General features: G+C 69.4%; 16 protein-coding genes and 3 pseudogenes. 11 read left to right on the forward strand and 8 right to left on the reverse strand.

The window, feature by feature from the left end; genetic code table 11:
* The first annotated feature begins 38 nt into the window (after positions 1-38).
* Complete coding sequence (locus tag OG937_01375; protein WUD70455.1) at positions 39-182, forward strand: hypothetical protein; 144 nt, start codon at positions 39-41, stop codon at positions 180-182.
* Here OG937_01375 and OG937_01380 read toward each other — a convergent pair.
* Both OG937_01380 and OG937_01385 read right to left on the reverse strand, forming a co-directional pair.
* Positions 175-385 (reverse strand): annotated as a pseudogene (locus OG937_01380) (hypothetical protein). The gene OG937_01375 and the pseudogene OG937_01380 sit on opposite strands and share 8 nt — an antisense overlap.
* 20 nt (positions 386-405) lie before the next feature.
* Complete coding sequence (locus OG937_01385) at positions 406-654, reverse strand: hypothetical protein (protein ID WUD70456.1); 249 nt, start codon at positions 652-654, stop codon at positions 406-408.
* A 168-nt stretch (positions 655-822) separates the two neighbouring features.
* On the opposite strand from OG937_01385, the gene OG937_01390 reads away from it, so the two are divergent.
* The 6 genes and pseudogenes from OG937_01390 (at position 823) to OG937_01415 (ending at position 4,830) form a co-directional block, all read left to right on the forward strand.
* Positions 823-1,761, forward strand: a complete 939-nt coding sequence (locus OG937_01390) for a hypothetical protein (protein WUD70457.1) — start codon at positions 823-825, stop codon at positions 1,759-1,761.
* Between the two features lie 115 nt (positions 1,762-1,876).
* Positions 1,877-2,323, forward strand: a complete 447-nt coding sequence (locus tag OG937_01395) for a hypothetical protein (protein ID WUD70458.1) — start codon at positions 1,877-1,879, stop codon at positions 2,321-2,323.
* A gap of 158 nt (positions 2,324-2,481) precedes the next feature.
* Positions 2,482-2,676 (forward strand): annotated as a pseudogene (locus OG937_01400) (helix-turn-helix domain-containing protein).
* 221 nt (positions 2,677-2,897) lie between these two features.
* Positions 2,898-3,263, forward strand: coding sequence for a hypothetical protein (locus tag OG937_01405; protein WUD70459.1), 366 nt, complete (start codon positions 2,898-2,900; stop codon positions 3,261-3,263).
* Positions 3,149-3,793, forward strand: coding sequence for a WD40 repeat domain-containing protein (locus tag OG937_01410; protein ID WUD78595.1), 645 nt, complete (start codon positions 3,149-3,151; stop codon positions 3,791-3,793). Before OG937_01405 ends, OG937_01410 begins: the two co-directional genes overlap by 115 nt.
* 152 nt (positions 3,794-3,945) lie before the next feature.
* A complete protein-coding gene (locus OG937_01415; protein ID WUD70460.1) occupies positions 3,946-4,830 on the forward strand; it encodes an NlpC/P60 family protein in 885 nt (294 codons plus the stop codon).
* A 451-nt stretch (positions 4,831-5,281) separates the two neighbouring features.
* On the opposite strand, the gene OG937_01420 is transcribed toward OG937_01415, so the two are convergent.
* On the reverse strand, positions 5,282-5,977 hold the full coding sequence (locus OG937_01420) for an SMI1/KNR4 family protein (protein ID WUD70461.1): 696 nt from the start codon (positions 5,975-5,977) through the stop codon (positions 5,282-5,284).
* Between the two features lie 316 nt (positions 5,978-6,293).
* Between OG937_01420 and OG937_01425 the strand changes: the two genes are divergently transcribed.
* A complete protein-coding gene (locus OG937_01425) occupies positions 6,294-6,548 on the forward strand; it encodes a hypothetical protein (GenBank protein WUD70462.1) in 255 nt (84 codons plus the stop codon).
* 32 nt (positions 6,549-6,580) lie between these two features.
* Here the strand turns inward: OG937_01425 and OG937_01430 are convergent, their stop codons facing one another.
* The 3 genes and pseudogenes from OG937_01430 to OG937_01440 form a co-directional block, all read right to left on the reverse strand.
* Positions 6,581-7,801, reverse strand: a complete 1,221-nt coding sequence (locus tag OG937_01430) for a HEAT repeat domain-containing protein (protein WUD70463.1) — start codon at positions 7,799-7,801, stop codon at positions 6,581-6,583.
* A gap of 498 nt (positions 7,802-8,299) precedes the next feature.
* Positions 8,300-9,199 (reverse strand): aminoglycoside phosphotransferase family protein, encoded by a 900-nt coding sequence (locus OG937_01435; protein ID WUD70464.1) that lies wholly within the window; start codon positions 9,197-9,199, stop codon positions 8,300-8,302.
* Between the two features lie 58 nt (positions 9,200-9,257).
* Positions 9,258-9,956 (reverse strand): annotated as a pseudogene (locus OG937_01440) (IS256 family transposase).
* A gap of 155 nt (positions 9,957-10,111) precedes the next feature.
* Between OG937_01440 and OG937_01445 the strand changes: the two are divergent.
* Positions 10,112-10,447, forward strand: a complete 336-nt coding sequence (locus OG937_01445) for a transposase family protein (protein WUD78596.1) — start codon at positions 10,112-10,114, stop codon at positions 10,445-10,447.
* A gap of 390 nt (positions 10,448-10,837) precedes the next feature.
* Here the strand turns inward: OG937_01445 and OG937_01450 are convergent, their stop codons facing one another.
* Entirely contained in the window at positions 10,838-11,254 is a 417-nt protein-coding gene (locus OG937_01450; protein ID WUD70465.1) for a hypothetical protein, read from the reverse strand.
* A gap of 671 nt (positions 11,255-11,925) precedes the next feature.
* Complete coding sequence (locus tag OG937_01455) at positions 11,926-12,810, reverse strand: hypothetical protein (protein ID WUD70466.1); 885 nt, start codon at positions 12,808-12,810, stop codon at positions 11,926-11,928.
* Between OG937_01455 and OG937_01460 the strand changes: the two genes are divergently transcribed.
* Positions 12,803-13,114, forward strand: a complete 312-nt coding sequence (locus OG937_01460) for a hypothetical protein (protein ID WUD70467.1) — start codon at positions 12,803-12,805, stop codon at positions 13,112-13,114. The two genes, OG937_01455 and OG937_01460, sit on opposite strands and share 8 nt — an antisense overlap.
* A gap of 112 nt (positions 13,115-13,226) precedes the next feature.
* Positions 13,227-14,006: a hypothetical protein gene (locus OG937_01465; protein ID WUD70468.1), complete on the forward strand. Its 780-nt coding sequence runs from the start codon at positions 13,227-13,229 to the stop codon at positions 14,004-14,006.
* The last annotated feature ends 151 nt before the right edge of the window (positions 14,007-14,157 follow it).

Consider the following 14,157-nt stretch of genomic DNA (forward strand, 5'->3'; position numbering starts at 1 on the left):
CCGGACGGGCACGGAATGCAAGGTGTACGTCACGCGTGATGAACGTGCCGATTCTCGTGGACGTGGTGGTGGTCACGTCGGTCGTCTCGGCCGTCACGATCACCCCGCGTGTCCCTGGCCGCCACTCCGACAATCGGGACCGCAGGCCGCTCCGTCTCCTCGCCGGCCACCGGGTCAGGTGAGGTCGAGGGTCCTGACGGGCTGGCCGGCCCACTGGGCCGGGGCGGTGCTGCCGAGCAGGGCTGCGATGTGCTGTGCGGTGGCGGGGCGTGCGGTCGGCTTCGACCAGGGCGCAGGTGGGTGCGTACGGGTGCCGGCCAGCCTCGGCGTGGGCGCGGTGGATGAGGCGGGAAGCGAGGATGTTGCCATGGCCGGCGGCGACCATGGCGACGGGCCCGGTCTGGTTCACCGGGCGGCCTTGGCCTGGGCGAGGCGGCGGTCGAGTTCGGCGTCCAGGTCGTCCTGCTCGACGGGGGTGGGGGCGTAGCCGTTCCAGGCGTTCAGGACGGCACGAGCCGGCTCGGCACGCTCGGCTCGCTCCGCGGGGGTGCGGACATCGGCATTCCGTCCGCCGGGCTGCTCAGCGGACGTTGCCTCCCCCGCCCCGTTCCCCCACCTCGCCCCCGGTTTCCCGGTCCGGCAGGCGGTGGGCAACGGGAAACCCGTCGACTCCGCTGGGCGGCGCCACGAGTCTGTGTCCCGTCGGCGCACGGCACGACCGTGGCCGGCGGCAACCGAGGGGGCGCCCTCTGCGGTGCCGCACGGGGGACCGGGCGGCACCGGGGATCCGGGGGCATGAGACGGCAGGGGGAATCGGGGTCCATGAGACGTGTGCTCATGTCGTTGTGTGCGGTGATGGCGCTCGCCACCGCCGTGGTGACCGGTTGCGGTAACGGCGGTGACGGCGCCGGCGACGCCCGCGGACGGACCCGCCAGGACACGGGCGTGCGCACACCGGCGCTGACCTGGCGGCAGGAGGTCCGCGTCAACGACGCCCTCCAGCGGCTGACCAGCCGGTGCATGGGGCGCCAGGGCTTCATCTACCAGGAGGAGCGCGAGTTGACGCTCCAGGAGAGCCGGCCCGTGCGCTTCGTCCAGGACGACCTGGCGTGGGCGCGGACCTACGGCTACGGCAGCCGCATCGAGGCGAAGAGCGCGCGGCTGCGCGAGCGCAACGTCAACGGGGCCTACCGCCAGGACCTGCCCGCCACGCGCCGTGCCCTGTTCGACGAGGCCCTGGACGGCGGCGACGGCGCCCGCATGCTCACCGCCCCGATGCCGAACGGCGGCGAGATCCGCAAGCGCATCGGCGGCTGCACCGAGGAGGCCGAGCGCACGCTCTACGGCGATCCCGCCGAGTGGTTCCGTACCAGCAAGATCGCGGTGAGCGCCAGCTCCCTGTACGCCGGGCGGCTGATGAAGGACGGGCAGCTCACCGCGGCCGTCCAGGCGTGGTCCGCGTGCATGCGCGAGGCCGGCGAGCCCTACCCCGACCCCCAGGCCGCTCAGGACGGCGTGCGGGCCGCGGCTGTGCGGCTGGGCGCGGCCCGCGCCGGCGAGGCCTTCGCCGCCGAGCGCAGGACCGCCGTCGCGGACGCCGGCTGCGCGCGCCGCACCTCTCTGCGGGCCGTGGCCACGGCCCGCGAGAAGCACTACCTGGACCGCCTGCCCGACCGGTACGTCAAGGACATCGACACCTACCGCCGTCTCGGCCGGCAGGCCTACGACCGGGCGGTGCGCATCGTTCCGGAGCGTGACTGACCATCTCGCGCACGGAAGCGCCCCGTCCACCGGCGAGGGCACCCCACGGGCACCCGACGCCCCGCCCCGCCGGCGCACCACCACCGGGCACCATCGAGAAACGAGGGAAACCACCATGCGCAAGTTCACCGTCTCCGCAGCGCTCATCGGGCTCACCGCCCTGGGCGTGGCCGTCCCGGCCGCCACGTCGCAAGCCGCTGAGAGCACCGTCGCCGGCGCCGTGTGCGACAGCAAGTGGGGGGCGCGCAACGGCAACATGTACGCCTGGGACGGCTACGACTGCAACGGCAGCCCGATCATCGTCGCCGCCGGCGACAGCTCCAACTGGGGCGGCGCGAACGACCGGGCGTCCTCGGTGATGAACCGGGGCTACACGGGCAGCCTGTCCATCGTGAAGTTCTTCTACCTGGAGGACCACCAGGGCGGTCACACCTGCCTGTACCCGGGCGAGCTGTACGCCGACAACCTGTCCGACAACTACTTCACCGACGGCAACGTCGTGGACAACAACATCCGGTCGCACCAGTGGGTCAACGGCGGCTGTGGGGCCACCCTGACCTGACCCGCCCAGGGGCCGTAGGGACGCACGTCCGGAGCCGTCGACTCGGCTTCGGACGTGCGTCTTTGCGCCAGAGCGAAGCAACGCGGGGATGCCTCAGCCGTCCCCCATGAGCCTTGACGTGCGGCCGTTGCACGGCCGTACCGCCCTGGGGGGACATCGTGGTCGACCCACGCCACTCGACCGAAGCAGACCACCACGACGCAGGGAACCCGGATGCGCCGACCACGCGCTCGTTCCCCGCGCAACTACGACGACTGCGACGTGCACGCGGCCTGTCGCTCGCCCACCTGGCCCGCAGGACCCACTACAGCAAGGGCTACCTGAGCAAGATCGAGACCGGCGCAAAGCGGGCGACCGTCGACGTCGCCCGGCTCTGCGACCAAGTGCTCGGCACAGAAGGGAAGTTGCTCGACCTCGTCGAGCGCGTGCCGCAACGGCCGGCGGGGCCAACGCGGCTGTGGGATGTGCACAGCGGGCGGCAGACGGGCGTGCTCGCGGGCCACACCGACTACGCGCTCGGCGTCGCCGTCCCTCCGACGGCGCCCAGCTCGCTACGGCCGGCTTCGACCAGTCCGTGGCGCTGTGGAACCTCGCGGGCCCGGCGCTCACGGCTCGCCCGTTCACCGAGGTGTGGCTGGCCCAGTACAGCCCCGACGGGGGCCTGCTGGCCACCGCCGACACCGACCACACCGTGCGGCTGTGGGACGCGGGCCGGCGCCGGCTGGTGGCGACCTTGCGCGGCCACACCGAAACGGTCTTCTCGGTGGCCTTCGCGCCCGACGGCCGCACCCTCGCCTCCGCCGGCAGCGACCGCACGGTCCGGCTCTGGGACACCGCGGACGGCCGCCCGCTGGCCGTGTTGACCGGCCACAAAACTATGCCAACGATGTCACCTTCAGCCCCGACGGACGCCTCCTCGCCAGCGCGGGCGACGACCTGACCGTCCGGCTGTGGAACGTCACCACCCACCGGCGGCTCGCCACCCTCACCGACCACACCGGCGCGGTGCGCAGCGTCACCTTCGCGCCGGGCGGCCGCACCCTGGCCAGCAGCGGCAACGACTGCACCGTCCGGCTGTGGGACGTGCGCCGCCACCACACCGAGGCGACCCTGACCGGCGACGTCGGCTCCGTGCGCGGGGTGGCCTTCTCCCGCGACGGCCGCACCCTCGCCAGCAACGGCACCGAGCGCACCGTGAGCCTGTGGGACGTCGGCAGGCGCCGGGGGTGGGCGACGCTGACGGGGCACACCAACTCGGTGTGGAGCGTGGTCTTCGCCCCCGACGGTCGCACCCTCGTCAGCAGCAGCACCGACGGCACCGTCCGGCTGTGGGACCTCGACCCGCAGGCCCGGCGGGCCGCGATCTGCCGGCTGCGCGCGGGCCTGGACGCCCGCGAGCTCGCCGCCCTGCTGTCCGGTGTCCCCGCGTCCGACCTGCCGCGGGCGGCCGCCTGCGCCCGCCGGGGGTGATGGCCGCACTCCCAGGTGGGCGCGGGTTTCCCGAGGGTTTCCCGTTGCCCACCGCAGCGGGGCGACGCCCCGCACCTCGACGGGCTGGGGGCGCGGCCCCCAGGCTGCTGTCCGACCAGTTCCGCACACCACCAGAAAACGGGGGTCCTGGCATGGCCTGCCGGACCAGAGTCGTCCACACACTGATCGCCCTGCTCGCCCTTCTCCTCGCCGCGCCGGCCGCGACCGCCGCCGCGGGCCCGCCGCACGCTCCACAACGGGACGCCGCCGCGTGCGGCGCTCTCGCCCCGGGGGCCTCCGCGGCCGCCGAAGCCGCCATTGCCGCCGCCTGCGCCGAGGTGACGGCCGGCACCTGGTACACCTGGGGCGGCGGCCACGGCGCCCAACCCGGCGCCACCTACGGCCAGATCGACCCGACCGACCCCGACAGCGCGCACGACCCCGAGCGGCTCGGATTCGACTGCTCCGGCCTCGTCCGTCACGCCTACGCCCGTGCCGCCGGCTCGGACATCCTCAACGGCACCGCCAGCACGCAGTACTACACCCACCGGGCGGCGAACCGCTTCACCGCCGCCCAGGGCCTGGCGCCGCTACTCCCCGGCGACCTGCTGGCCTGGGGCCGCTCCGACGACCTGCACCACATCGCCATCTACCTCGGCGCGGGCAAGATGGTGGAGGCCAAGGAGTCCGGTACCCGCCTCATGGTCAGCGACGTCCGCCTGGGCGGCGACTACTACGGCGCCGTCCGCGTCAACACCGGTGCAGTGACCGGCCACATCCACCGCACCTGGGGCAACGGCGTGTGGACCAAGCAGGCGCCCTCGCTCGGCGCCGGCCGCGTCTACGCCTTCCCCGGCCCGACCACCATCCGCGTGCAGTGCCAAAAGCACGCCGAACTCGCGGAGGCCGAGGGCTACTCCAACGACGTCTGGGCCTACCTGCCCGACTACAAGGCCTGGATGACCAACATCTACATCCAGGGACCCGCCTGGCTCGACGGAGTCCCCGACTGCAACACCGTACCGCCCAAGTCGTGACGCACCGGGGCGCCGGTAGCCGCCGCCCGCGGCCACCGGCGCCCGCACCGTCATGCGCCCTGTCGTGTGCCCGTTCGTGGTCTCAGCGACCGCACCGCCTCAAGCTCGTGCGTCGTCAGCGTGCCGCGCTCGCCGAATCGTGGAAACCGCATCGCTTCCCCTCCCCCCCATCCCGGGTCTGGATCACTGCCCGGCACCCCACTACCCAGCACCGACGCCGACGACGAAGGCTTCAACAGTGACACGACCTGACCCGAGAGGCCTTCAACAGGATCGCGGCCAGCGCAGTGACCTGCCGGGGCTTGTCCATCGGATGCGGGTGAATCCGGGCCGGGACAGGCCGAGGCCGGGTGAAAGGGCATGCCGATACCGAGACCCGACCGCGACGGACAACCCGGCGCCCACTCGCTTCAGCCCGCAACCCGCAACAGACACCCATTCAGGAAGCTCGTCACGCAGGTGCTGGCGGCGACCATAGCGGAAATGCTGTTCCAGCAAGTTGCTGTTCTGTGCGCTCGAGCCAGCGCCTGTACCACTGCGCGAAATCGTGTCCGGTCGCTACGATCCCGCAATCCGCCGGCCGCTGGTCCTCCCAGACGGCACCCCTGTGCTGGCCTGTCATGACGAGCAGCGAGGAGTAGCCGCAGCCTTGCTCGCTCAGGAAGACGACACCTGCTTCTTGCGCGTCGTACAGCTCCTCGTAGCGGGTATCCCATGCCGTGAACGCTTGGTGGAAGGCGTCGTCGGTCGCGTACGCCTCCGCCTTGGGCTCTTGCGCATCAAGGGCGTCGAGTTCCTTTTGCAGGGCCTCCGCCACGAAAGGACGTCCGGCGAAACCGGCTGTGGTCGGCTGGCCTGGGTAGGCGAGTCCGACGCCGCACCACTGCCATCCGCGATCGCCCAGGACCGGCGTCATCAGGCCGTAATCGGGGCCAGCGCCTCCGGCTCCGACATAGAGCAGGAAGCTCCGGTACTGCGTGGGCAGTTCCACGCCGAGGGCCGTCTCCAGTGACCGGAGCTGTTCTGCTTCCATGACCGGGCCCAGCCGAAAGCCGTGTTCGCGAGCGCCGAAGACTGATTTGCTGCCGGGGAGTTCACCCAGTCGCAGTACCCGGTCCCGTACTCCCACCCAAGTGTTCTCGCTCATGACGGCACGCTATTGCGCCCCGGCACCAGGCCACCATGAATTTCCTGCAGCCTCGACCTGGTCCGACCAGCGGGCGACTCATGCGGTGAGCGGTGCAGCTCCCGCCTCGGGAAACCCGAAGACGGAGACGTGATCGGCGCAGACGGCCTTACGGTGAAGTACCGCCGGCCTCTGGCGGTCGACGACATCGAACCCGACGCCCGGGTGCACGACGCGGCCGCGTGCCCGGACCTTCCGATCGTCACCACGCCTGCGGACACGCCACAGCCGAGCTGCACCCGGCGGACCGCGGGTGCGCGCCGGGTAGCGTGGTGTGGTGACCAGCGCAGATAACAGCGATGGAGTCGGGCCGTGGGTGACGGTCCGGCTGCCAGACGATCAGGACCTGCGCGCGATGATGCTGGAGCGACGGCAAGAAAACGACGGTCCGTGGTGGTACCAGGTCGTGATCACGTTGCTGGAGAAGAACGACGTGCATGGTCGTGTTCGAAGCGGACCGCGTCGCCGCCGGGCCGGCAAACTCACCCCAGAACGACGCCAGGAGCTCGACGCCCTCGGCATGCGCTGGTAACAGCAGTGAACCATGCCGGGGGGTGGTGCCCGTCAGCGGCCTCGGTGGCGATGCCGGTGCACGTCGTACAGGAGCCAGTAGTGCGGCGAGCCCTCGTTCGAGCCGGCCAGGGCCTCCAGCAGGTCGTCGCCGCGCGGGTCGTCGCGCAGGGCGAGACGGGCGGCGGCCTCCACGCGTACGCCCTCGTCCACGTCGCTGAGGCGTGCGGCCAGTACGTCAGAGGCGGCCGCCGAGCATGGCGGCGCTGCGCCGAGGACGGTGCACGCCACCCGGCGGACCGCCGCCTCAACATCGGCGGTGCGCTCCACGACAGTGGCGAGCGCATCCGGCTGCCCCTCCGTGACAGCGCAGTACAGTCCGCCGACGGCCCGCTGACGAACCCTGGCATCGGGGTGCCTGGTTAGGGCGGGCAGCCGCTGCTCGGCGCGCGGGTCCCGGACCTCAGCGAGCCCCGCGGTGAGCGCCCGGACCACCAGCGGGTCCGGTTCCTCTGCCACCCAGGGCAGAAACACGTCGGTCAACGGCCCGTCGTACGTGTCTTCGTCGCTCTCGTCGAAGAGGTGGGTCAGGCGCAGCACTTCCGCACCGAAGTACCGCTCCAGGGGGTCCGGCCGGGCGCGCAAGGACGCGGCCGCTTCCCAGACGGCAGGATCGTGACGGTGCTGCAGCTCGTACGTCGTCGCCCACCACACGCAGTGGCCGACGTCCGGCTCAGCGAGAGCGCGGGCGAGCAGTTCACCGAAGGAGGCAGTGATGCCGTACCGCGGCTCCAGCGCGGTGAGGATGGCGCTGTGCCCGGTGCGGACGGTCAGGGCACCCAGGGACAGCTCCTCCCAGGTCGTTTCGCCGCCGGACGCGACAGTCCTGCGGCTGGCCGGCCCGGATTGGCCCGTCCTGCGAAACAACACTTCCGCGGCACCCGCCTCGTGCCAATACCGGGCCACTGCCAGGGCGTCGCGGCCGTCGAGGTCCGTGTGCCACATCGCAGCACCATGGGAGATCAGCATCTCCATGATGTCGTGAGCGCCCCTGTCGACGGCCCGCAGCAGTGCGGTCCGGCCGTCAGGTGCGACATGATCCAGCCATACCGACATCACCAGGGCTTCGACGACCTCCACGTCAAAGGCATCCACCGCCAGGCAGAGGACGGGGGTGCCGTGCTCGTCGGTGGCGTCGGGGTCTGCGCCCGCCTCCAGCAGCGCGTGGATTGCCCTCGCGTCCCCGCTCCGCACCGCCGCCAGCAATGGCTCCACGCCCACGCTCCCGTCCGTTCCCCCGCTCCCGCAGCCGGCCCTCACTCGCGGAAGGAGCCCCGGTGAGCGTAGTCGACGAACTGACAGGCCGGACGCGGCTCCCGTGCCCGAGCACCAGCGGGTGGTCGTCCCGGCTGGCCAGGGCCTGGTGCGGTGGCTCCGGCCGCAGCAGTAGAAGGCCGGGCGCCGGCGGCGCGCGAACGGCAAGCGCTGGGCGTCACTGACGACAGCCTACGAACCACACGTAACCGCGTTGTCCGGACGGCGGACTTGGTCCTCGCGGCGACGTGGCGGTGTCGGTCGCTTGCGTGCTGGTGATAGACCCACCGTGGTGAGAGCACGCGGGCACGAGTCGCGGGCGGCGGGGTGCCAGGTCCCGCCGGCCGCCAGGCCAAGCCGCTAGGCGGTCGGACCTCGCCCACGCAGTTGTAGAGCTGGTCACGCATCTCAGCACCGGCATCCGTGTACCAGACCGGACCAGGGCTCGATCTACCGACGTCAAAGGCCCTTCAAGACACGATCAAGTGCCGACCGCCCTGCGGGCCCCCAGTTCGGCTTCCCGCCGGGCAGACCGCGGTCCCCGTTCTGGCCCATCAGCATGAGGAACAGGCTCTTCATTGCGGCCAGCCCACGCGCCCGTCGGACCGCCGCCTCGTCCGCCTGCACATAGCTGTCGAAGAACCGCGAGGCGCCGCCCGCGGGAAGCAGCACCCAGGCGGCCGCAAGGTCCCAGGCCGGGTCGCCGGCAAAGACTTCGCCGAAGTCGACGACGCCCGCCAGTGTCCCGTCCGCGACGACGACGTTCGCGGGATGCAGGTCGCCGTGAACCCACACCCGCGGGCCTTCCCACCGGGGAGCCGCGACCGCGTCGTCCCACACAGCCCGGATGTCGTCCTCGGCAAAGTGGCCGAGGTCCACGGCCCGCAGGAAGTCCTCGAAGCCCTCCATGCACTCCTTGGGGTGACCGCCGCGGTCCGAGGCGTGCGGTGCTTCGGCGGGCGCCTCCACATGCAGTGCCTTGAGGAAGGCCGCCAGGATGTCGGCCGCATGGTCGCTGCGGGTGATCGAGCCGTGGTCCAGCGGCGTGCCCTCAACCCACGTCATGACGGTCCAGATCTTGGGGAAGCGTTCGGACGGCGCACCGTCCCGCACGGGGACCGGGATGGGCAGCGGCAGGCGCGAGGCCAGGGTCGGCAGCCACCGGCGCTCCTTGAGCTGCAGATCCGGGTTGGTGTCCATCCGCTGCATCCGGACCGCCAACTCGTCCCCGAGGCGCCACATCTGGTTGCCCCATCCGCCCACCACCTCGCGGATGGGCAGCGCGGCCAAGTCCGGATGCTGGTCCCGCAGCAGGTCGCGGACCAGATCCTCGCTGATCTCCATCTCGGATTCGATCATGCGGAGTCACATTACGTGGGGGTCTATAAAACGAGCGGTGTAACCAGGGTGGTTGGGGTTACTGGGGGGCTGCGGAGAGTCGGCCGTCGAAGGCGTTCAGGGCGGTCTTCCAGCGCATGGTCCAGCGGGCCTGGCCTTTGCCGGTGGGGTCCAGGCTCATGATGGCCATGTAGACGCACTTCAACGCGGCGGTCTCGTTCGGGAAATGCCCACGGGCCTTGACCGCCCGGCGGATCCTGGCGTTCACGGACTCGATCGCGTTCGTGGTGCAGACGATGCGGCGAATCTCGCTGTCGAAGCGGAGGAACGGGGTGAACTCCTCCCATGCGTTCTCCCAGAGCCGGACGATCGCCGGGTACTTCTTGCCCCAGGCACCGGCGAACTCGGCAAACCGCTCGAGCGCGGCCTCTTCGGTCGGTGCGGTGTAGACGGGCTTGAGGACACGAGCGATCTTGTCCCAGTCCTGGCGGGCCGCATAGCGAAAGGAGTTCCGCAGCAGGTGGACCACACAGGTCTGCACCGTGGTGCGGGGCCAGACGGTCTCCACCGCGTCGGGCAGGCCCTTGAGGCCGTCGCAGACGAGCATGAGGACGTCGTTGACGCCTCGGTTCTTGATCTCGGTGAGGATGTGCATCCAGTGCTTGGCGCCCTCGCCGCCGTCACCGGCCCACAGGCCCAGGATGTCCCGCCGACCCTCTGCAGTGACGGCCAGAGCCACGTAGATCGGCCGGTTGGCCACGGCGCCGTCCCGGATCTTGGTTCTGTCGACGATCTTGTGATTCGGACGCTCGAGCGGATCGTGTCAGCTGTTCACGATCACGCACGGCGTGCTCTTGTGACGTGCTCTTGGAGCTTTTTCCGCACTTGTCCGCATTGCTGATCGAGGGGATCCAGCGGCGGCCGGACAGAGTAGTGCTGAGGACGCGGGCACGATCGACGACCGCGGTTTGCCGGTGCGGCCAAGGATCGGCACGCGTGCACGGCCGGTATGTGCGCGAGCTGCGCGATGTCGCCGTGGGCGGGCTCGGCGTTGTAATCCAGTTATCCATACGCCGATTCCGTTGTGAGAATGCCGCCTGTTCGGTGGTGACGTTCGCCGAGCAGATCGCGGGGCTGACCACCCCGCACAGTCGCCATACTCCGCTGCTGCGCGGGCTGCTGACGCAGATCGGCCTGGCCTTGTCCGGCCGGGCGGGAACCCGACTCGGCTGCGGGCGACGAAGCAGATCAGCGGGTCGCCGGCGGTGATCGACTCCAGCCATGGACGGGCCGCCCGCAGGGCCCCCCAAAGTGGCCCCAGCCAGTCGACCGTGCACGGCCGGGCACGTCTGTGACCATGTGGATGACCGCGGGCCTGGAAACACCCACCAACGCAGCGGCTCTGAGCGTGCTGTCAGCGGTTCCCGCGCCGTAGTGCGTACAGCGTGGCGCCATGTTGGTCTTCCAGTGTCTTTCCGCCGGGGCCCAGGAACGGCAGGGTCAGGACGTAGAGCAGGACGGGGCCGGCACTCACCCAAGGCACTCCCCGCCTCACCGACATAGCCCGGCAGCAATCTGGATCAGGCCGCCCTCCTGCATCTGGCAGCATCGGCCGAACTTGTCAACACCCCAAGCACAGCTCAGTAGTCATTCCGCCCGTCAGTCCAACGGAATAAACCCACCGTGCACACCCAACGGAAGGCCGGGAATAACAAGGCCTCCGGCCGCCTGTCGAGCAAGCCAAATAGGAACTTCCTCCGAATACTCCTCCCACTGGCTCCATTGCCTAAACCACACGCCAATTTTCCATTCCGTCCGCCCATGCCGGACCAAGAAGAGGGCATCACTCTCAGCCGAAAGCGCCCAAAGCACAGCACCTGACTCCGAATGCGGATACACATCATGAGGAATCGCTTCGGGATACAACTCATGATACAGACCGGCCATCTGCAAGATATATTCGGATTGACTTGCCCCGGAAGAGTTCGGATGCAAGACCTTCAAAAAGTGGCCGACCACACCCGGCCCGTACGATGCACAGAATTCTTTATAACTGACGGGAAGCGGGCCGGTCACCTCCTCAATCGACCGCCATGCGTCGTTCGAGGAGTAAAATCGGGGTTCACCGAAGGAATCATAAACTTCTCCTGACAGCAATGGAATCAACCGCTCTTACAGCTCGACGTTGGGGTGATTGAATTAACTATAAAACAATTGTCGTTGACCGCGCCGCGGGCCACGATGGCGATCGAACTGGGAACCAAGGGGTTAGAACCCCTATACACAGGGCGCACCCATAGGTCGACCGTGCCGCTGACCTTCAGAGCCTTCTCAACCCTCTGCTCGATAGTGTTGTACATCAACTGATTCGCCGTCTGACACATGGGGACGAAGTTGGAGATTTCCGGCCCCTCCGTATACCGATGCAATCAAGTGCCCTCGCGCAGGTTCCGTCAACAAACCGTTGAACCCATCCGGATCCACCGACGGATCCACCCGTTTGGTTCGAATATCGCTCTTGGTCACCAGCGCCATGGCTCCAGTAGCACGACATCCTGCCCCGCCAGGCGCCTGTTGCAAAGGCATGTATTCGATGTTTGATCCCAACCCTCGGGGTCCGGTGTCACATGGATCCCTCTCGTTGTCATCAGGAATCGAGCACCCCGCAGTGGCACACACCACCGCCGGCGATGGGCCCGTCGCGTCAACCGGTGCGTAGTCAGGATAGGAAGTGACGATGGCCTCAGTCAGATCATCGAGCCCGCGGAGGTCCACGGCTTCGGCTCTCGAGGCCTCGTTAATCTTGCGGACGTTGACCTGGGGCTTGGGAGCAGGGCGTGCAACCTTGGTTTGGGCTTGCTTTGGTCCCTTGGGGTTCTGCTGCACAGGCGGTTTCGGTGGCCGAGTGACCGAATTGGTGCGCGTCCCGCCTCGCGAGCCTTGATTTGCTGGTCTGTACGTTGTCTGCCGGTCGAGCAGCCGCTAGTGCACCGGGTGGTGGTCCCTCGAGCCGTCGTGGTGGTACGTCCTCGTGAATTGGTTGAGGACCTGAGGCATCTGCTGTTGCACATGTCGTGGTTCTGGGACCGGGTGGATGTCCGGGTCTTGATCTTGGGTTTGTTCTTGGGCTTGGCCTGGTTTTTGCCGATGCCTCTGCTGCCGCCCTTGGCGGTGCTGCCACCGCCAGCGGCGCCGCCTCTGCCGCCGCCGCGTCCTGCGCCGGGGCCTGCGCCGCCTCGGGGGTCGAAGGCGTGTCCGGTGCTGTCGGTGCCGTTGAGGGGTTCGCCGTTGCCGTAGAGGTAGCGGTTGGCCTGGATGGAGGGGGTGGGGTCGAGGGTCCAGTTGTCGCGGGAGGGGAAGGTGCCGGTGCCGGGCTGGTACCAGCGGGCGGCCATGTTGACGTTGCCGGTGGCGGGGTCGGTCCAGTCGGACTGGTAGCCGACGTGGTGCCGGTGGTGGAGGTCCTTGCCGAAGGGGTCGTACGCGGTGGAGCCGGTAACAGTGGTGCCGGTTGCGTCCAGCGCGGCAACGAGGTCGGTGTGCTGGTCGGTGATGGCGAGTTGTCTGGTGGTACCGGTGAGGGTACCCAGGACGGTGCCGTCGGGAGTGCGGCTGTAGGTGCCTGTGACCACTCCGACCAGCGACGCCCGTGCGGCCGCGATCCTCGCGGCCGCCGTCGGCGCCGTCTTCGACGAGAACCAGTTCCTGACGGTGAGCGTGCGAGAGCCCGGCAAGGCAGCCGTCGAGATCACCGGGGAACTCGACAAGGACTACGACCTGAAGTTCCCTACGGCTGCCGTGGACGGCCTGCTCACGCACCTGAGCGACCTCCTGACCAACCGGACCGCCGCCGTCCTGTCGGTCACGATCCCCGCCCGCAGCGGCAACCGGGACGTGGGCCTGGCACCTGCCCGAGACAACGACCCTGTTCCTTGAGGAGGTCAGCGGCCTGCTCGGCCCGGACGTCCACCACGTCGACCTCAGGCACCACCACTCTCTTGACGGCGGCACCATCGGTCTCCTCAACAACAGTGCCTTCACCGAGGACGTGAAAGCACTGCTGTACCGGCGAGGCATCGCCGACTACGAGGGCTCTCGATCGACCGATGGTGGACCGGCCCGCCCGGGCGCGACCAACGGCGACGTTCTCCGAGAAGCACTCACCGCCGCCGGTATCGCTCACCGGACCGACTGTGAGACGTCCGGCTCCTGGATCGCCGTCGACCTCGACTGCGACGCCACCATCCGCGTGAGCGGCCACGGCAGCGTCGGCACCCCTGTCGCCGCGCACCGCGGCTGGGTGGCCCGCTTCCACCCGGACGGAACCGCGAACAGCAGGCACCGGGAGATCTACTCCTCCGACAGCGCGGATCTCGCTGCCGACACGACTGCGGTCGTCTCGGCAGTGACCGAGTGCATGGACCACCACAGCCACCAGCCCGACGCTGGGCACAGGGCGCGCATTGACGGCGCGGCCTGCGAGTTGGATTACGCGCACTCCGTCGCCATCGAGGCGCGCCAGAACCTTCTGGTCCTGGCTGCGACCTACGTGGGCAGCCTCCTGCGGCCGCACCTGCCGGGTGCGGCCGCCATCTCCTTCGACGCCACCAGTCGCACCCTGCGCGCTGTCCGGGACAACGCGGGTCAGGCTGTGTGGAGCGCGCGATGTCATGCGGTCGGCGTGCCCGCAGGGCTGATCGAAGACGTGGTGGAGGTCCTGGGCGACGCCCTGGGATACGGCACCGGCGCTGTGGCGTTCGCCAAGGCCGGATGGACGAGCTCCGGCGAGATCGACGAGGTCTATGACGTGCTGCTCCCGCAGAAGTAGTCGGGAAGCGTCAGCAGGGCCGGGCGTCATCGTGGGCGCCCGGCCCTGTTGCGTGTGCGCGAGCCGCCGGCTGCGGCCTCATTCGCAGATGAATTGATCACGCCGGGCGGAGTTGGCCCCCGCCCGGCATCCCAGACCACAGCCTCCGAGA

This window comes from Streptomyces sp. NBC_00510 (assembly GCA_036013505.1).
GTDB lineage: Bacteria > Actinomycetota > Actinomycetes > Streptomycetales > Streptomycetaceae > Actinacidiphila.

What these genes read in the sequence shown, in the direction of transcription:
- OG937_01435 (WUD70464.1), bottom strand. Translation starts at nt 9,199, where the DNA reads ATGATCGAATCCGAGATGGAGATCAGCGAGGATCTGGTCCGCGACCTG.
- OG937_01415 (WUD70460.1), top strand. Translation starts at nt 3,946, where the DNA reads ATGGCCTGCCGGACCAGAGTCGTCCACACACTGATCGCCCTGCTCGCC.
- OG937_01395 (WUD70458.1), top strand. Translation starts at nt 1,877, where the DNA reads ATGCGCAAGTTCACCGTCTCCGCAGCGCTCATCGGGCTCACCGCCCTG.
- OG937_01375 (WUD70455.1), top strand. Translation starts at nt 39, where the DNA reads ATGAACGTGCCGATTCTCGTGGACGTGGTGGTGGTCACGTCGGTCGTC.
- OG937_01390 (WUD70457.1), top strand. Translation starts at nt 823, where the DNA reads ATGAGACGTGTGCTCATGTCGTTGTGTGCGGTGATGGCGCTCGCCACC.
- OG937_01420 (WUD70461.1), bottom strand. Translation starts at nt 5,977, where the DNA reads ATGAGCGAGAACACTTGGGTGGGAGTACGGGACCGGGTACTGCGACTG.